This is a genomic window from Kitasatospora sp. NPDC058048 (genome assembly GCF_042885555.1).
Lineage (GTDB): Bacteria > Actinomycetota > Actinomycetes > Streptomycetales > Streptomycetaceae > Kitasatospora > Kitasatospora lactacystinica.
The window spans coordinates 19,380-37,205 of the sequence record NZ_JBHVRT010000054.1; the positions used below are offsets into that span (position 1 = coordinate 19,380).

14 protein-coding genes are annotated in these 17,826 nt (G+C 71.9%); 8 read left to right on the top strand and 6 right to left on the bottom strand.

The annotated features are described in order from the left end of the window. Nucleotides 1-5: 5 nt before the first annotated feature. Nucleotides 6-1,424 carry a glycosyltransferase family 2 protein gene (locus ACFVVA_RS37535; RefSeq protein ID WP_387695224.1) on the bottom strand — a complete coding sequence of 473 codons (1,419 nt, stop codon included), beginning with the start codon at nt 1,422-1,424 and terminating at the stop codon, nt 6-8. Between the two features lie 435 nt (nt 1,425-1,859). On the opposite strand from ACFVVA_RS37535, the gene ACFVVA_RS37540 reads away from it, so the two are divergent. The 3 genes from ACFVVA_RS37540 (at nt 1,860) to ACFVVA_RS37550 (ending at nt 6,442) form a co-directional block, all read left to right on the top strand. Beyond that, nucleotides 1,860-3,080: a ricin-type beta-trefoil lectin domain protein gene (locus tag ACFVVA_RS37540; RefSeq protein ID WP_387695190.1), complete on the top strand. Its 1,221-nt coding sequence runs from the start codon at nt 1,860-1,862 to the stop codon at nt 3,078-3,080. 94 nt (nt 3,081-3,174) lie between these two features. Beyond that, nucleotides 3,175-4,566: a LamG-like jellyroll fold domain-containing protein gene (locus ACFVVA_RS37545; RefSeq protein ID WP_387695191.1), complete on the top strand. Its 1,392-nt coding sequence runs from the start codon at nt 3,175-3,177 to the stop codon at nt 4,564-4,566. Nucleotides 4,567-4,753: 187 nt separating this feature from the next. Continuing rightward, nucleotides 4,754-6,442: an ArnT family glycosyltransferase gene (locus ACFVVA_RS37550; protein ID WP_387695193.1), complete on the top strand. Its 1,689-nt coding sequence runs from the start codon at nt 4,754-4,756 to the stop codon at nt 6,440-6,442. 19 nt (nt 6,443-6,461) lie between these two features. Here ACFVVA_RS37550 and ACFVVA_RS37555 read toward each other — a convergent pair whose 3' ends face one another. Continuing rightward, complete coding sequence (locus ACFVVA_RS37555; RefSeq protein ID WP_387695194.1) at nt 6,462-6,956, bottom strand: GNAT family N-acetyltransferase; 495 nt, start codon at nt 6,954-6,956, stop codon at nt 6,462-6,464. Nucleotides 6,957-7,336: 380 nt separating this feature from the next. On the opposite strand from ACFVVA_RS37555, the gene ACFVVA_RS37560 reads away from it, so the two are divergent. After that, nucleotides 7,337-8,299, top strand: a complete 963-nt coding sequence (locus ACFVVA_RS37560) for a helix-turn-helix domain-containing protein (protein ID WP_387695195.1) — start codon at nt 7,337-7,339, stop codon at nt 8,297-8,299. 49 nt (nt 8,300-8,348) lie between these two features. On the opposite strand, the gene ACFVVA_RS37565 is transcribed toward ACFVVA_RS37560, so the two are convergent. The 4 genes from ACFVVA_RS37565 to ACFVVA_RS37580 all read right to left on the bottom strand — a co-directional run bounded on the left by ACFVVA_RS37565 (nt 8,349) and on the right by ACFVVA_RS37580 (nt 12,600). After that, the gene (locus ACFVVA_RS37565; protein WP_387695196.1) at nt 8,349-9,248 is read right to left on the bottom strand and encodes a histidine phosphatase family protein; all 900 of its coding nucleotides are present in this window, start codon (nt 9,246-9,248) and stop codon (nt 8,349-8,351) included. A 154-nt stretch (nt 9,249-9,402) separates the two neighbouring features. After that, the gene (mctP, locus tag ACFVVA_RS37570) at nt 9,403-11,016 is read right to left on the bottom strand and encodes a monocarboxylate uptake permease MctP (protein WP_387695197.1); all 1,614 of its coding nucleotides are present in this window, start codon (nt 11,014-11,016) and stop codon (nt 9,403-9,405) included. Next, complete coding sequence (locus ACFVVA_RS37575; RefSeq protein WP_387695198.1) at nt 11,013-11,276, bottom strand: DUF3311 domain-containing protein; 264 nt, start codon at nt 11,274-11,276, stop codon at nt 11,013-11,015. The genes mctP and ACFVVA_RS37575 overlap by 4 nt, the downstream gene beginning before the upstream one ends. 532 nt (nt 11,277-11,808) lie before the next feature. After that, the gene (locus tag ACFVVA_RS37580) at nt 11,809-12,600 is read right to left on the bottom strand and encodes a GntR family transcriptional regulator (RefSeq protein ID WP_355261095.1); all 792 of its coding nucleotides are present in this window, start codon (nt 12,598-12,600) and stop codon (nt 11,809-11,811) included. 337 nt (nt 12,601-12,937) lie between these two features. On the opposite strand from ACFVVA_RS37580, the gene ACFVVA_RS37585 reads away from it, so the two are divergent. The 4 genes from ACFVVA_RS37585 (at nt 12,938) to ACFVVA_RS37600 (ending at nt 17,716) form a co-directional block, all read left to right on the top strand. Further along, nucleotides 12,938-14,212: an extracellular solute-binding protein gene (locus ACFVVA_RS37585; RefSeq protein WP_380548227.1), complete on the top strand. Its 1,275-nt coding sequence runs from the start codon at nt 12,938-12,940 to the stop codon at nt 14,210-14,212. 91 nt (nt 14,213-14,303) lie between these two features. After that, a complete protein-coding gene (locus ACFVVA_RS37590; RefSeq protein ID WP_387695199.1) occupies nt 14,304-15,329 on the top strand; it encodes a carbohydrate ABC transporter permease in 1,026 nt (341 codons plus the stop codon). Next, nucleotides 15,326-16,156 carry a carbohydrate ABC transporter permease gene (locus ACFVVA_RS37595; RefSeq protein ID WP_387695200.1) on the top strand — a complete coding sequence of 277 codons (831 nt, stop codon included), beginning with the start codon at nt 15,326-15,328 and terminating at the stop codon, nt 16,154-16,156. Before ACFVVA_RS37590 ends, ACFVVA_RS37595 begins: the two co-directional genes overlap by 4 nt. Nucleotides 16,157-16,162: 6 nt before the next feature. Beyond that, nucleotides 16,163-17,716, top strand: a complete 1,554-nt coding sequence (locus ACFVVA_RS37600) for a glycoside hydrolase family 3 protein (RefSeq protein ID WP_387695201.1) — start codon at nt 16,163-16,165, stop codon at nt 17,714-17,716. The last annotated feature ends 110 nt before the right edge of the window (nt 17,717-17,826 follow it).

A 17,826-nucleotide genomic window follows, 5' to 3' on the forward strand; every position in this document is an offset into this window, starting at 1 on the left:
GGCGATCACACTGCTTCCGTCGGGCGGGGCTGGACGAGGACCCGGCCCACGATGGTGGCGTAGAAGAGGCCGGAGGCGAGGACGAGGGCGAAGTTCAGCGGGCCCATGGTGAGCATCCGCCAGATGCTCAGCAGCACCCAGAGCAGGGCGGTTCCGCCGCCCCAGGCGATGACGCCGATCCAGAACCGCCGGGTCCTGTTCCGCTTGGCGCCGCTGGAGCCGGTCGGCTGCCAGGCCATCCGGTTGCGGCGCACGATGTCCCAGATGGCGAAGACGTGCGCCCAGCCGTACATCATGCGGGCGGCCCAGGCCTCCAGCCGGTAGGGGTTGCGGTGCCAGAGCGGGAAGACGACCGTCGCGTAGAGCAGGCCGGGCAGCACCAGCGCGGTGTTCTCCCAGCGGATCAGGTCGGGGCGGGCGAGCAGCAGGACGATCGGGATGAGCGGTGAGACGACGGTGAACAGCGCCGTGTGGATGTAGTAGAAGAAGCCGGACAGGTAGCAGGCCCGGGTGATCGGCCGCAGCTTGGTCTGCCAGAACTTCTTGCTGCCGAGCAGGCTCATCGAGCCGGTGCACCAGCGGTACTGCTGGTTGAAGAAGCCGCCGACGTTGTCCGGGCAGACGCCGGTGGCCAGCGCGACGGGTATGTACTGGAGGTCCCAGCCGAGGCGGCGCAGGTCGAACCCGGTGTGCACGTCCTCGGAGTGGCCGATCAGCGTGGTGCCGCCGTTCTCCTCCAGCGCCGCGCGCCGGTACACCGCGCAGCTGCCCACGCAGATGGCGCCTTCGCTGCGCTGCCGGGAGACCTGGACGGTCCGGTAGAACAGCTCCTGGACGGCGCCGGCGCCGCGCTCGATCCAGTTCTGCGAGTCCAGGATGCGGAAGAACTGCGGGGACTGGACGATGCCGAGGCGGGGGTCGGCCTCCATGTAGGGGAGCATCTCGTTCAGCAGGTCCGGCCGGGGCGCGAAGTCGGCGTCCAGGATGAGGATGTAGTCGCTGTCGGAGTTGCGGAAGCCGAACTGGAGGTTGCCGGCCTTCTTGAACCAGCCGAGCTTGTCGCGGGTGCCGTACACGAACCCGAAGTCGATGGCCATCTGCGCGAGTTGCGGGCTGTTGCTGTCGTCGAGGACGTACGGGGTGACGTCGCCCGGGTACTGGTCGCGCAGCCGGGCGACGTGCGTCCAGGTGTTGTGCAGGACCTCGATCGGCTCGCCGGCGACCGGGAGGAAGACGTCGACGGTCGGATGGTGCTCGGGCTGCCAGGACTTGACCAGGGCCCGGTGGGCGGAGAGGTCGAAGGTCTCGTTGAAGCCGTGCACCCAACGGGATATCAGGTAGTAGACGATGGTGAAGGCGAGCGGCGGTATGAAGAAGAGGAACCACGGCGTCGCGCTCAGCAGCCCGATCTCGCTGGCCACCATGCAGGCGAAGCTGATGAGGGAGAAGCAGGTCAGCACCCACAGGTTGGTGCGGGCGTAGAGGTACTTCTCGGTGTTGTCCGGGGGTTGGGGGAGCAGGCCCCACCGGTTGCGTGCGGCCGGGCCGCGCCGGCTGCGGCGTCGTGAGACCGGCGGCTGACCGCTTCCCGCGAGTCGCGCGCTTTCGGTGACAGTCACGTGCTCTACTCCCCCGAAGCCGTACTGAGACTGAACCATCCCCGGGTGGTGGCCGTTGTCGCTCGGGCACCAGGGGACGCCAGGATCGTACGGGACCGATCGCTCCGAGTCCGCTCTCCCCTCTTCGACCGGCCGCCCGGAACCGATATCGAGTTCCGATCGTGATGTGAACGGGGGTGCGGCCGGAGCGCCTGTGTACGGTTGTCCGTTCGACGGGCGAGGACGGTTCGGGGGAGAGCGATGGGCATCGAGGACTGCGCGGCCGGGCGCGTGGCGCGGGGCCTGCGGGCGGTCGCCGCCTTCGGTGCGGTCGCCGCGCTGCTGGCCGGGTGCAGCGGCGACGTCGGCGCGGTGGAGCCGCCGGCCGGCCCGGCGACGGCGCTGTCCGGGCCGGGCATCTGCTCGACCGCGCAGGAGCCGTTTCCCAAGCTGGCGATGGACGGTGGCGCCAAGGTCCTCGAACCGAACCCGTGGAACACCGCGGGCACGGTCTGCGTGGACCCGGTCGGGGTCAGCGGGTTCACGGTGTCCCGGATCAACGACTTCGTCCCCAGGAACCCGCTCGCCCCGGGCGCCTACCCCAACGTCTCGACCGCCCCGGGCGCGAGCGGACTGCCGGTGCCGGTCAGCGCGCTCGGCGACGCCACCGCCGACTGGGACGCCAACGGCCGGGTGAGCGGCTCCTTCAACCTCTCCTTCGACCTCTGGTACGGCTCCAGCCCGGACAACTGCCTGCCGGGGGAGAGCGCTGAGGTGATGATCTGGCTGGACGCCACCGACAATGTGCGGCCCGCCGGCGACAAGGTGGCGGACGCCCTGCCGTTCGGGGACGCGAGCTACCACGTCTACCAGGCGCCGATCACCGGCCCGCACAGTGTGATCAGCTACGTCCGCACGGCACCCACCCACACCACCCGCGGCCTCGACCTGCGGCTGTTCACCGCCGACGCGATGGCGCGCGGCTACGTCCCGAAGAGCTCCTACCTCTGCCGGGTGCAGGCGGGGTTCGAGGTCTGGAGCGGCGGGACCGGCCTGCGCAGCAACTCCTTCGCCTTCCACAACCGGGTCGGCCTGCCGGCCGGCGAGGTCCCGGCGGGCGCCCCGGGGATCTGCCTGCGGCACGGCGGCGGCGGTACCGCCGGCAGCCCGGTGACCGTCGGATCCTGCGGCGACCAGGCCGTCTCGACCGGGTGGACGGTGGGCAACGACGGTTCGCTGCGCGGTGGAGCGGCCTGCCTGGCGCCGGGCGCCGACCGCTCCTCGGTGACGCTGGCCGAGTGCACCGGCGGCTCGGCGCAGCGCTGGGTCACCGCCCCCGGGCAGCGGCTGAAGCACCCGGACACCGGGCTGTGCCTGGGCACCGCGGGCGGGGCGCTCGCGGACGGCACGACGGTGCTCCTGCGGCCGTGCGCGGACACCGTCTCGCAGCGCTGGAAGCTGCCCTACAACGGGGTCGCGTGAGCCGGCGTCGCACCCCGGAAACCGCAACCGCGCTGACGTTTCGTCCGCGCACCCCCCATGGGCGTGACGGGGTGGATGCCCTAGCATTCGGGCCATGAGCGATCGACCGGTACCGAGTGGCGAGCCGGGCCAGCCCGCCACGCCACCGCAGCAGGCACCGGCCGGGGGGCCCGCTCCGGCCACCGGTGTGCCACCGCAGTTCCCGAGCGGAGCCTTCGGCCCCGCGGCCGGCTACGGGCCGCCGCCCGCCGCACCCGCGCAGCCCCAGCAGATGACGCCGCATCCGGTCGCGCAGCCGGTGCCGCCAGTGCCGCACCAGGGCGGCGGACCCGCGCCGGTGGCGCAGGGTCCGGTGCAGCCCGGTCCGGTGGCGCCGCAACCCGGCCCGGTGGCACCGCAGCCCGTCCAGCCGCAGGCGCCGATGCCGCAGCCCGGCCAGGCCGTCGGACAGCAGCCGTTCCCGCCGGGCCCGCAGCCGTTCCCGCCGGGCCCGCAGCCGGCCCAGCCCGTGGCGCACTGGCAGCAGCAGGGCGGCTTCCAGTCGCCCGTCCCCCCGCCCGGCCCGGCGGTCTCCCCGGCCGGCACGCCGAACTGGGAGGCACTGGCCGAGCAGAACGAGCAGTCCGCCAAGCGCGGCCGCAGGCTCAAGCTGATCGGCGCGGTGACCGCGGTGGTCGTGGTGGCCGCCGCCGGTGGCGGCGGGTACTGGTACTACCAGCACGGCAAGGAGAAGACGCCGGCGGCCCACGGCCCCGGCACGCCGAGCCCGACGGTCTCCGGACCGTCGAACACGACGAGCGCGCCGCCGCTCAAGGGCATCGACAGCCCGCCGACCGTCGGCTCGCTGCCCGCCAAGAAGGGCGCGGCCGCGCTCAACCTGGGGGCGGACGCCAAGCAGGGGACGATGGCCGGCGTCTCCGGGCAGGTCCTCAAACTGCCCAGCGGCCAGGACTCGTTCGCCTCGACGTCCACGTCGGTCGTCGAGGTCAACAAGAGCTTCACCGTCTCCGCGCGGGTGCTGGTCGACGTGCCCAACGGCAACCGCAGCGCGGTCAGCCAGGGCGACGGCCAGTACTACTCGTTCGCGCTGGGCCGGGCCAACAACAACGGGCACGACCAGTGGTACTTCAAGGTCCAGGTGCCGGGCGGCGGTTCGGCGATCGCCTGGTCCAAGGGCGACGCGACGGTCAACCAGTGGGTGCTGCTGACCGGCGTGTACGACGACCCGTCGGGCCAGCTCACCCTGTACGTCAACGGTGCTCCGCAGTCCTCGGCCAAGTCGGCCGGGGTGCAGCCGAGCGGCACCAACTCCCTCCAGGTCGGCCGGCTGAGCTCCAACTCGCAGTGGGCCGACCCCTGGCACGGCGCCGTCGCCGACGTCCAGGTGTGGGATCAGGTGCTGCCCGAGGCCGACATCGTCAAGATCGTGGCCGGCCCGAGCTCGCCGCCGTCCATCGCGCCGACCGGCGCCTGGCTCGGCGGCTAGCACCGCCAGGGGCGGGTTCCGCGGGAGTCCGGTGAGGACGGCCCGCAGGACCCGCCGCGGGGCCGACCGGCCCTCGTGAACGTCCGGCCGCCGCCCCCGGCAGTGTGGGGCGGCGGCCGAAGCGCGCCCAGGGGCGCGCGCTCCACGGCGCGTCCGGATGCGAAGTCCCAGATGAGGAGCAGTACTGATGAGCGCGGACGGCCGCTGGATCCGGCCCGAGTCCACCCGCAAGCCCGTCCTCGGCGGAGCCCGGCCGGGCGGGGTGGCCCTCGGCGAGCGCGGCCGGACGGCCCCCGGGCCGGTACCGGCCTCCCCGGCCGACCGGCGCCGCCGCAGGCCCGGGCCGCCCCGGGTGCCGCACCCGGCCCGGCCGGTGCTGCGGGCGGACTGGCTGCCGCTGCTGGCCGTGCTGCTGGTGCAGGCGGCGCTCTCGTACCACCTGATCCTCAGCAACACCGCCTTCATCGACGAGGGCACCTACATCTACGCGGGCTACCAGGAGATCGCGCACCTGCGGCACGGAACCCCGGTGTCGACGTACGAGACCTTCTTCTCCGGCTCCCCGCTGATCTACCCGGTGGTGGTGGCCGTCGCGGACTTCGTCGGCGGGCTGAACGGCGCCCGGCTGCTGAGCCTGGCGTTCATGCTCTCCGCCACCACGGCCGTCCACCTGGCCACCCGGCGGCTGCACGGCTCGCTCGCGGCGTTCTGCGCGGCGGCGGCCTTCGTCGCGCTCGGCCCCACCCAGTTCCTCGGCGGCCTGGCCACCTACGACGCGATGGCGCTGGCGGTCCTCGCCTGGGCCGGGTACTTCGCGGTGCGGCTGACCACGGGCGGCGGGTACCCGAGCCTGGTCGCCTCCGGGCTGCTGCTTGCCCTGGCCGGCGCCACCAAGTACGCCGCGCTGCTGTGGGTGCCGGTGGTGTGCGGCATCGCGGTGCTGGCCGGGCCGCGCGGGTCGCTGCGCAGCTGGGAGGCCTGGCGGCGCGGACTGCTGGTGCTGCTCACCTTCGTGGTGGCGGTCGGCGCGGCGGCGCTGGCGGCCGGCGAGAAGTACGTCAACGGCTTCAACCACACCACCCTCAAGCGCGCCCCGGGCCACGACTCGTACTCCTACGTGGCCTCGGAGGCCGCCCGCTGGGTGGGCCCGCTGCTGGTGGTCGCGCTGGCCGGGGTGCTGGTGCAACTGGTGCGGGCGCGGCGGCGGCGCGGCGGCGCGGCCTGGCCCGAGTTCTGGCTGGCGCTGTTGCTGCTGCTGGCCGGGCTGATGGCGCCGGTGAACCAGATCCGCATCCACACCTGGCTGTCGCTGCAGAAGCACGTCGACTTCGGCGCCTGGTTCTCCTGCATCGTGGTGGGCCTGGTCCTGGCCCGTGCGGTGCTGTGGCTGAAGGGCCGTCTGCACCTGGTGGCCGGGGTGGCGGCCGCCACCCTGGTGGTCGGCCCGCTCGCCTGGGTGGGCGCGGCCCAGGGCCGGGAGATGTACGGCGAGTGGTCGAACTCGAAGGAGTTCGTCGCCGCCCTGGAGCCGTACATCGTCAAGGGCGACGACCGGTACCTGGTCGAGAACTACAACGTCCCCGCGTACTACCTGCGCAAGCAGACCACCTGGCAGCAGTGGCACGACCTGGTGGCCGTCTTCCGCCGGGACCCGGCCACCGGTGAGATGCAGAACGGGGTGCCCGCGATCCAGGCCGGCATCCAGGCCCACGAGTGGAAGGTCGTGGTCCTGGACTTCACCCAGACCGGGGCCATCGACAAGGCGATCCAGCCCACCCTGAAGGCCTCCGGGTACCGGGTGGTCACCGTGGTGACGAGCGGGAAGCACGGCCGGTACACCGTCTACGTGGCGCCCGGGTACGACAAGAAGCCGTGACGGGCGCCCGGGCCCGCCGTCAGAACGCCATCGTGTAGACCATCAGGTCCATCCCCGGGTACGGGGCCCAGTCGCGCTCGGGGGTGCGGCGGAAGCCGACCCGCTCGTAGAGGCGGTGGGCGGTGGTCATCTCCGGGCGGGTGGAGAAGGCCATACCGGCCAGACCGAGGTCGCGGCTGCGGGCGACGGAGGCGCGGACCAGGGCCTCGCCGACGCCCCGGCCCCGGGCGGCGCCGGCGGTGGCCAGCATCCGTATCTCGCCCTCCCGGGGGGAGGCGATGTCCGCCCACTCGGTGCCGCCGACGGCGAAGGTCACGCAGCCGAGGACCCCGGCTCCGGCCGCGTCGACGGCGACCAGGAGTTCGGCCTCCCGGGCCCGTCGCCCGGCGTCGCCCAGCAGCTCGACGTAGGTGCTCGTGGGGTTGGTGAAGCCGTCGCCGACGAAGGCCTCGACGGTGATCCGGCCGGCGTCGGTGAGGTCCTCGGGGAGGGCCTGGCGGATGAGGAAGTCCATCGGGCCAGTGTGCCGGAGCCCTGGTCGGGGCGGTCCTCCGGGGTCGAACCGGTCGACGGGACCGGGCCGGCGGTGCCGTACAGCCGCTCGGGCCGGGCCGGGTCGGCCGGGTAGCCGCCCGGGCGGTGGTAGTTGTCGCGGCCGGCCGCCGGGCCGCGGGAGGTCTCGCGGCCGATCAGGAGGCCGAGCAGGCCGAAACCGCCGACGGCCGCGGTCATGGCGAGTGCGCCGATGAGGGTGTCGCTGTCCATGGGCACCACTGTGGCCGGGCGGCGCCGCGGTCACGAGTGGCAGGAACGACCGATCACCTCGAAATCCTGCCATCCTCCTGCCGTTCCGTTCCTTCCGCCGGGGCGGGCACCGGGGGCATCCTGGTGGGCATGCTGAAGAACGTGGTCGCGGTGGTGCTGGAGGAGGTCCACCCCTTCGAACTGGGCGTGGCCTGCGAGGTGTTCGGCCTGGACCGCACCGCCGACGGGCTGCCGGGCTACGACTTCGCGATCGCCGGGGCCCGTCCGGGGCCGCACGCCACCCACTCCGGCTTCGCGGTGGACGTCCCGTACGGCCCGGAGCGCCTCGCCGGGGCGGACCTCGCCGTGGTCACCGCGGCGAGCATCCGCCGCGACTACCCGGAGCCGCTGCTGGCGGCGCTGCGCGGGGTGGTCGAGGGCGGCGGCCGGGTGCTGTCCATCTGCAGCGGTGCCTTCGTGCTGGGCGCCGCCGGGCTGCTGGACGGCCGTCGTGCCGCCACGCACTGGCGGCACAGCGCGGCGCTGGCCGAGCGCTTCCCGCTGACCACGGTCGAGCCGGACGTGCTGTACGTGGACGACGACCCGGTGATCACCTCCGCCGGGACGGCAGCCGGCATCGACGCCTGCCTGCACCTGGTGCGCAAGGTGCAGGGTGCCGAGGTGGCCCGGGAGATCGCCCGCCGGATGGTGGTGGCCCCGCACCGGGAGGGCGGGCAGGCCCAGTTCGTGAACCGCCCGCTGCCCGAGGCCGCCGACGCCTCGCTGGCCCCGCTGCTGGACTGGATGCGCCACCACCTGGCGGAGGAGGCCACCGTCGAGCAGCTGGCCGCCCGGGCGCACATGTCGCCGCGCACCTTCGCCCGCCGCTTCCAGCAGGAGACCGGCACCACCCCGCACCGCTGGCTGGTCGGGCAGCGGGTGCTGCTCGCCCAGCGGCTGCTGGAGTCCACCACCGAGCCGGTGGACGCGATCGCCGCCCGCTGCGGCTTCGGCAACGCGGCCGCCCTGCGGCACCACTTCGGCCGCCGGCTGGGCACCACGCCGCTGGCCTACCGGCGCTGCTTCGCCGAGCCGGAGCCCCGGGCGGGCTGACCGGAGCCCCGGGCGGGCCGAGGGGACTCCCGGGCGGGCCGAGGGGGCGTCAGTCCCCGCCGGGCACCAGGTGCCCGACCCCGTTCCAGCCGTCCGGCCGCAGCCGCCCGTCCTGGGCCCGCCACAGGCTGGTGGAGCAGTTGTGCACCGGTCCGAGCGCGGTGAGCTGCTCCTCGGTGAGCCGGTCCAGCGCGTAGCGGAGCATCAGCACCGTGCAGTCGTGCGCGACCAGCAGGACGGGCCGCCCGGCCTCCTCCTCGCAGAGGTCCCGCAGCAGGCTGCGCACCCGCAGCGCGACGTCGGCCCAGGACTCGCCGCCCGGCGGGCGGTAGTACAGCTCGCCCATCTTGCGCCGCCGGGCCGCCTCCTCCGGGTGCTTGGCCTCGATCGCGGCCTTCGGCAGCATCTCCAGGATGCCGAGCTCCCGGTCGCGCAGCCGTTCGTCGTACCGGACGGCCAGGGTGACCGGGACGGCGCCGAGCCCGGCGGCCTGGGCGAGCGCGATCCGGGCGGTCTCGGCGGTGCGCACGTACGGGGAGCACCAGACGCTGCGCGGGCGGTCCGCGCTGGGCAGGCCGGCCCACCAGTGGCCGAGCGCCTGGGCCTGCTGCCGGCCGTGCAGCGACAGCGGGATGTCGGCGTCGCGGCAGCTGATCGGGACGCTGAGCGCTCCGGCGGCCTCGGCCAGCTGGAACTCGACGTTGGCGGTGGACTCCCCGTGCCGGGTGGCGATCAGCAGGGACGGCAGCCGGCCGGCGGCGGCCGGGCGGTGGGTGCTGCCGTGCTGTTCGTGGCCGCCGGGGTGCTGCTCCTGCCCGCCGGGGTGCTGGCCGTGGGCGGCACCGCGCTGACCCTGGGCGGCGCCGTGCTGGCCCTGGGTGGTGGCGTGGTGGTGCTGGCTCTGGGTGGACTGGTGCTGGCCGTTGAGGGTGGTGCCGAGTTCTGCCATGGCCGCGAGCTCCCCGTGGTCGATCAGGTTCCGGCCGGATGCCGGTCCGGTCTGGTGGTGCCCGGCGTGCACGCCTGTTCATACATATGATCGCGCCGCCTTCTCCAGTGTTCACGGAGAAGGCGGCGCGATCACAGGGCGCGTACCGCGCGAATCAGTGCGCCGCTACAGGCTCCGGCGCGTTCTTCAGCTCTTCGTCACCGGCTTCGGCGCTGTAGTCGGACGGCCTGGTCTCGTCCGGGAGCTCCGGGGCCTTGAGCGCCCGCAGCACCAGGGTGAGCGCCACCGCGACGATCAGGTTGAGCGCGAAGGCGGTCAGGCCGATGTAGCCGATCTCGCCGATGCCGGGGATCCCGGCCGCGCTGCCGCCGAAGTGCTTGGTGGCCGGGCTGGCGATCCCGTACGCCTTCCAGGTGCCGTACACCATGCCGGCCGCCCAGCCGGCGAACAGCGCCCAGTGGTGGAACCAGCGGGTGAACAGGCCGCCGACGATCGCCACGAAGGTCTGCAGGATCCACAGGCCGCCCAGCAGCTGGAGGTTGATCGCGGCCTGCTTGTCCATGCCGAGCACGAAGGCCAGGGCGCCGACCTTCACCAGCAGCGAGACCAGCTTGGCGATCCGGGTCTCGTCGGCGGGGGTGGCGGAGGGCTTGAGCCAGTCCTTGTAGACGTTGCGGGTGAACAGGTTGGCCGCTGCGATGGACATGATGGCGGCCGGCACCAGCGCGCCGATGCCGATCGCGGCGAAGGCCACGCCGGTGAACCAGTCCGGGAACATGTCCGCGAACAGCTGCGGCACCGAGAGCTGGGCGTTGTAGCCCTTGACGCCCTTGCCCACGCCTGCCGCGATCGCCATGAACCCGAGCAGCGCCAGCAGGCCCAGCATCAGCGAGTACGCGGGCATGATCGCCATGTTGCGGCGCACGGTGCCGCGGGACTTGGAGGCCAGCACGCCGGTGACCGAGTGCGGGTACATGAACAGCGCCATCGCCGAGCCGAGGGCCAGCGTGGCGTACGTCCACTGGCTGCCGTGCGGGACGGTCAGCGATCCCTTGGCGCCCGGCGCGCTGAACTTGTGCGCGGCGGCGTCGAAGATGTGCCCGTAGCCGCCGAGCCGGATCGGGATGTAGATCACCGCGACGATGATCACGATGTAGACGAGGGCGTCCTTGACGAAGGCGATCAGCGCCGGGGCGCGCAGGCCGGAGGAGTAGGTGTAGGCGGCCAGCACGCCGAAGGCGATGAACAGCGGCAGGTCCTTGACGAACCAGTTGGCGTTCTCCCCGCCGCCGACCCCCAGCACGTCCAGCACGGCCTGGATGCCGACGAGTTGCAGGGCGATGTACGGCATGGTGGCCAGGATCCCGGTCAGCGCGACGACCAGCGACAGCGGCCGCGAGCCGTACCGGCCGCGCACGAAGTCGGCCGGGGTCACGTAGCCGTGCACCCGGGAGACCGACCAGAGCCGGGGCAGGAAGAGGAAGACCAGCGGGTAGGCGACGATCGTGTACGGCACCGCGAAGAAGCCCGCCGCGCCGGTGGCGTACACCGCCGCGGGGACGGCGACGAAGGTGTACGCGGTGTAGAGGTCGCCGCCGAGCAGGAACCAGGTCACCCAGGTCCCGAAGCTGCGCCCGCCCAGGCCCCACTCGTCCAGGTGTGCGGCGTTGTCGGCGCGGCGCCAGCGCGAGGCGAGGAAGCCCATCACGGTGACCAGGGCGAAGAACAGCACGAAGACCACGAGGGCCGGCACGTTGACGTCCTTCATCGCGCACCGCCCGTCCGGGCCGCCTTGCGGGCCTTCTCGTCCCGGGTGATCAGCAGGTAGGCGGCGACCGTGAACACGGCCGACACCGGCACCCAGAGCAGCTGGTACCAGTAGAAGAAGGGCACCCCGGCCACCGCCGGTTCGCTCTTGTTGTACGAGGACACCCAGAGCATCGCGACGATCGGCACCAGCAGGGCGAGGCCGGCCAGCACCCGCTCGGGCGTCACGGCCGGGACGGGCCTCCCGGCTGGCTCGGGCATGACATCTTCGAGGGTGAGGGGATCAGACGGCATCTTCGGCTCCGCTCCGGAGGGTTCCCCGTCGGCGCCGCAGCCCGGTCGGCGCCGAGCGCCGCACGGGCCCGCCGAGCAGCACCATCGGTGATCGGCAGTCAGGTCAGTACGGCTGCGCAATCTAGAGCATGGAGTGATCCATGTCACCGGAATTGACGTAACTTCCCGCCAGTCGGACGCAACCGACCGATTGTTCACCGCCGGGCGACGGAAACGCGCTGCCGCGGCCGGCGGCCGGCGGGCGAGCGGTCGAGGCGGTCCGGGGAAGGTGCGGGCGGGCACGCTGCGGCCGGGGGCGGTGGCCGGGGGCGGTGGCCGGGGGCGGTGGCCGGGGAGCGGTGGCCGGGAAAGACGCTGCGACGGGACGTGAGGCGCTGTCACCGTACATGCGGGTGCGGAACGCGAAAGGCGCCGGCGCGCGGGTCTTGCGCGCCGGCGCCCGAGGTGCGGCGGGGGAGTGCGGCTGTTCCGGGCGCTGCGGCCGGCCCGGATGCTCCGGCTACTCCGGACGCTTCAGCCGGGTGATGAACTTGTAGCGGTCGCCGCGGTAGATCGAGCGGACCCACTCGACCGGATCGCCCTCGGCGTCGAAGGAGTGCCGGGACAGCTGGAGCATCGGCAGACCGAGGTCGGAGCCGAGCAGGCCGGCCTCGCGGGGGTTGGCCAGGGTGGTCTCGATGGTCTCCTCGGCCTCGGCCACGGTGACCCCGTACACCTCGCGCAGCGCCGCGTACAGCGAGTTGTGCTTGGCCAGGTTGCGGCGCAGGGCCGGGAAGCGCTTGGCGGACAGGTGGGCGACCTCGATGGCCATCGGATCGCCGTTGGCCAGCCGCAGGCGCTCGATCCGCAGCACCCGGCCGCCGGGCTTGATGTCGAGCAGCGGGGCGAGCCGGTCGTCGGCGGTGATGTAGCCGATCTCGATCAGCCGGGAGGCGGGCTCCAGGCCCTGCGCCCGCATGTCCTCGGTGTAGGAGGTGAGCTGGAGGGCCTGGGCGACCTTGGGCTTGGCGACGAAGGTGCCCTTGCCCTGGATGCGCTCCAGCCGGCCCTCGACGACCAGCTCCTGGAGGGCCTGGCGCACGGTGGTGCGCGAGGTGTCGAACTGGGCGGCCAGCGCGCGCTCGGGCGGCACCGGGGTGCCGGCGGGCTGGGTCTCGGTGAGCTGCAGCAGGTGCCGCTTCAGGCCGTAGTACTTGGGGACGCGCGCGGTCGGGTCGGTGCCGGCCTGCGTCGGGAGGTTGTTCACCTCGGGGTCGTTGACCTGGGCGGTGGATCCCCCGTCGCTGCTCATCGGACCTGTTCTCCCGCTTCTCGCGAGGCCTCCAGCGACCCCGCCACATCGTTAACGGCTCACATCGTTGCATGTATGGCTACGGAACGAATACCTCATCACGCGATGAACGATGTGCGGTGTCGGCTTGATAACGGGTGGTCGAGATCGGTCGAACAGCCGTTGACAGGCCCATTGGTCTAGGCCAAGCTCCAGGCAGCTGGTCTACACCACTAGACCGGTAACTATGAATCCCCCCACCCGTTCGATGGGGTCCGCGGCACCTTTCCCCCCGCTTTGTGTGGGTCTGCCGCTGCCGCCCGACGGGGGCAACCCAGGCATCCCTCAGGAGGATGGCGTGAAGCGTCAGCTCATCGCGGCGGTCGGCGTCGCAGCAATGGTCGTCGGCCTGGCGGCTTGCAGCTCGGACGGCAAGAAGACCGAGGGCGGCTCGTCCGCGGCGGCCAAGAACTACGACGGCAAGACCCTGACCGTGTGGCTGATGGACGGCTCGGCCCCCAAGGGCTGGGAGGACAGCGTCAAGGCCGACTTCGCCGCCGCCTACCCGGGTGCCAAGCTCGACATCCAGACCCAGAAGTGGAACGGCATCGGCCAGAAGGTCACCGCCGCCCTCTCCGAGGGTTCGGTGGACGTCCTGGAGATCGGCAACACCCAGACCGCGGGTTACGCGGCCACCGGTGGTCTGCTCGACATCACCAAGGACAAGGCCGACCTGGGTGGCGCCGACTGGGCCGCCAACCTGAACGAGTCCTCGATCATCGACGGCAAGCAGTACGCCGCCCCGTGGTACTTCACCAACCGCGTGGTGACCTACAACAAGGACATCTGGACCAAGGCCGGCATCACCACCCCGCCGAAGACCCTGGACGAGTTCTACACCGACCTGGACAAGGTCAAGGCCGTCCCGGGCGTCACCGACGCCCTCTACATGCCCGGCCAGGAGTGGTACGCCTACTTCGGCCTGCTGACCAGCGAGGGCGGCAAGCTCGCCAAGAAGGACGGCGACAAGTGGGTCGGCGGCCTGTCGAGCCCCGAGGCCCAGAAGGCCTTCGACACCTACAAGAAGCTGCAGAGCCACTCGACCACCGCGCCGAAGGACAAGGACGAGGCCACCCCGCAGCAGAAGGACGTCTTCGCCAAGGGTGACATCGGCACCATCATCGGTCTCGGCTGGGAGGTCCCGAAGCCCGAGGAGCTGGCCGCCGACAAGATCGGCTACTTCCCGCTCCCCGGCGCGACCGCGGACAAGCCCTCCAGCGTCTTCCTCGGCGGCTCGAACCTGGCGATCGCCCAGCAGAGCAAGAACCCGGAGCTCGCCAAGGGCTTCCTGAAGATCGCCATGAACGACAAGAACGAGGGCCTGATCGCCTCCTCGGGTCTCATCCCGAACAAGGTCGCGCTCAACAGCAAGGTCACCGGCGACTTCGCCAAGGCCGCCCTGCCGGCCTCGCTCAACGGTGCGACCACCCCGAACGTTCCGACCTGGACCAACGTCGAGAACGAGCCGAACCCGATCAAGGACTTCCTGACCTCGGCGCTGAACGGCGACTACGCCGCCGCGGCCAAGAAGGCCGACGACGAGATCGCGAAGCGTCTCAACCAGAAGCAGTAAGGCAGTCGAGCGGCGTCGCTCACCGGCTCCCGGCGGGGGGTCGGTGAGCGACGCCTTCCGTCGTGGTCGGGTTTGCAAGGAAGAGAGAACGATGGCTGCGCAGTCGGAACGGGTGCAGACACAGTCCCCGGAACCAACGAATTCCGTGGTGGCGTCGACAGACAAGTCCACCACCCCCGGTGCCGAGCGCACCCCGAGGAGGAGCGGCAGACCGTCGGACGGGCCCAGTGCGGCCTCCAGGTTCGCCCCCTACCTCCTGCTGCTGCCGGCCATCGCGGCGACCCTCGTCCTGCTGGTCTGGCCGCTGATCGAGACGGTGGTGGTCTCGGCCCAGAACCTCAACAGGCGGCAGTTCATCCAGCACCTGACCGAGTGGACGGGCTTCTCCAACTACACCGATCAGCTGGGTAGTTCGGAGTTCTGGGCGATCACCCTGCGCACGGTGGTCTTCACGGTGGTCAACGTCGTGCTGATCATGGTGTTCGGCACGCTGGTCGGCCTGCTGCTCAACACCCTCGGCAAGCGGATGCGGCTGCTGCTCTCGGTCGGCCTGCTGCTGGCCTGGGCGATGCCGGTGGTCGCCGCGACCACCGTCTACACCTGGCTCTTCGACCAGAACTTCGGTGTCGTCAACTGGTTCCTGGACAAGCTGGGCTGGCACGCCATGGCCCACTTCAACTGGACCAGCGGCCAGTACTCCACCTTCTTCGTGATCATCCTGCTGATCGTGTGGCAGTCGGTCCCGTTCGTGGCGTTCAACATGTACGCGGGCCTGACCACGATCCCCAAGGAGCTCTACGAGGCCGCCCGCATGGACGGCGCCGGCTCGGGCAAGATCTGGAGCTCGGTGATCTTCCCGATCATGAAGCCCTTCCTCCTGGCCACGACCTTCCTGGAGGTCATCTGGGTGTTCAAGGCCTTCACCCAGGTCTACCTGATCAACAAGGGCGGACCGGACGGCCTGACTCGCACCCTGCCGGTGCACGCCTTCCTCGAAGGCATCGGGTCGCAGCACTTCGGTGTCGGCTCCGCGATCGCGGTGCTCACCATCGTGATGCTGGGCGCGCTGATGGCCTACTACTTCCGCATCATTCTCAAGCAGGAGGACGAGCTGTGAGGCGCTCGCTCATCGGACGCACCTGGCCGAACCTGATCGCGGTCGTCCTCTTCGTCTTCTTCATCTTCCCCGTCTACTGGATGTTCTCGACCGCGTTCAAGCAGAACAAGGACATCGTCAGCCGGGACCCCGTCTTCCTGCCGCTGAACGGCACGTTCGAGCACTTCGACCGGGCCGTGCACGTCCCGAACTTCTGGACGTACGTCGGCAACAGCCTGATCGTCACCGTCGGCGCGGTGCTCGGCTCGCTGGTGATCGCCACCCTGGCCGCCTTCGCGATCGCCCGGATGCGCTTCCGCGGCCGCAAGGGCTTCGTCCTGGTCGTGATGGCCGCCCAGATGGCGCCCTGGGAGGTCATGATCATCGCGGCCTACCTGATCGTCCGCGACAGCGAGATGCTCAACAGCCTGGTGCCGCTGACCGCCTTCTACCTGATGATGGTGCTGCCCTTCACGATCTGGACGCTGCGCGGCTTCATCGCCGCCGTGCCCAAGGAGCTGGAGGAGTCGGCCATGGTGGACGGCTGCACCCGCACCCAGGCCTTCGTGAAGGTGATCTTCCCGCTGCTCGCCCCCGGCCTGATGTCGACCTCGCTGTTCGGCTTCATCACCGCGTGGAACGAGTTCCCGCTGGTCAACATGTTGAACAAGAACGAGACGGCGCAGACCCTCCCGGTCTGGCTCTCCTCGTTCCAGACCGCGTTCGGCACCGACTGGGGCGCGACCATGGCCGCGTCCACCCTCTTCGCCGTGCCGATCCTGATCCTGTTCATCTTCCTGCAGCGCAAGGCGGTCAACGGACTGACCGACGGCGCAGTGAAGGGCTGAGTCAACGTGAGCATCCTCGTTCCCACCGTGCCGGACAGCGACCAGCTGCACCGTGACGCCCTGACCGTCCTCCAGCCCGGCTTCGTCGGCACCGAGCCGCCGGAGTGGCTGCGCCGCCACCTCGCCGCGGGCCTCGGCTCGGTCGCGCTGTTCGACCGCAACGTGGTCGACCTCGACCAGCTGTCCGCGCTCACCGGTGCGCTGCGCGCCGAGAACCCCGACCTGCTGATCGCCATCGACGAGGAGAGCGGCGACGTCACCCGGCTGGAGGCGGGCTCCGGCTCGTCCTGGCCCGGCAACCTCGCGCTCGGCGCGATCGACGACCCGGCGCTGACCCGGGACGTCGCCCGCGAGCTGGGCCGGGCGCTGGCCGCGGCCGGCGTCAACTACAACTGGGCGCCCACCGCGGACGTCAACTCCAACCCGCGCAACCCGGTCATCGGCGTCCGCTCCTTCGGCGCCGACCCCGAGCTGTGCGCCCGGCACACCGCCGCCTGGGTGGAGGGCCTGCAGTCGGCCGGCGTGGCCGCCTGCTCCAAGCACTTCCCCGGCCACGGCGACACCGCGGTGGACTCGCACCACGGGCTGCCCGTCATCGACGTCGACCTGGACGTGCTGCGGGCCCGTGACCTGATCCCGTTCCAGGCGGCGATCGCGGCCGGCACCAAGGCCGTGATGACCGCCCACATCATGATCCCGGCGCTGGACCCGAAGCTGCCCGCCACCCTGAGCCCGGCCGTGCTGCGCGACCTGCTGCGCGCGGCCCCGGCCGACGGCGGCCTCGGCTACCAGGGCCTGATCGTCAGCGACGCGATCGAGATGGGCGCCATCGCCGACACCTTCGGGATGGGCGAGGGCACCGTGCTGGCCCTGGCGGCCGGCGCGGACGCGATCTGCGTCGGCGGCGGGCTCGCCGACGAGGAGACCGTGCTGATGCTGCGCGACGCCATCGTGGCGGGCGTGCGCTCCGGCCGGCTCGCCGAGGAGCGGCTGGCGGACGCGGCCGCGCGGGTGCGGGCGCTGGGCAGCTGGGGCCGGATCGCGGCCCAGGGCGAGCGGGTCGAGCCGGACCTGGCGGTCGGTCTGCGGGCCGCGCGCCGGGCGCTCAGGGTGGTCCGGGCGCCGGGCCTGACCGTGCCGCCGGTGAGCGAGCGCCCGTACGTGGCCTCGTTCTCGGACGAGCCGAACATCGCCGTCGGCGACGTCACCCCGTGGGGTGTGGCGGGCATGCTGGCCGACCGCTTCCCCGGCACCCGCACCCGCGAGGTGTCGGCGGCCGACGCCGCGCCGGAGCTGCTGGACGCGCTGGTCGACGAGCTGCTGGCCGCCGCAGAGGGCCGCCGCCTGGTGCTGGTGGTCCGCGACGCGCACCGGCACGGGTGGATGGCCGCGGCGCTGGGCCGTCTGGTGGCGGCCCGGCCGGACGCCGCCGTGGTCGAGATGGGCCTGCCCCAGTCCGAGCCGGTCGGGGCGCTCCACATCGCCACCCACGGCGCCGCCCGGGTCTGCGGACTGGCGGCCGTGGAGGTCCTCACCGGGCAGCCGGGAGCGATCGGCTGAACCGTTCGACGAGACGTCACCGGCCGTGTCCGGTGGGCGTCGGCCGACGGGCCCGTCATGCGCATGTCGCATGGCGGGCCCGTTCCGTTTCCCCGGCGTTGACCTGCGGG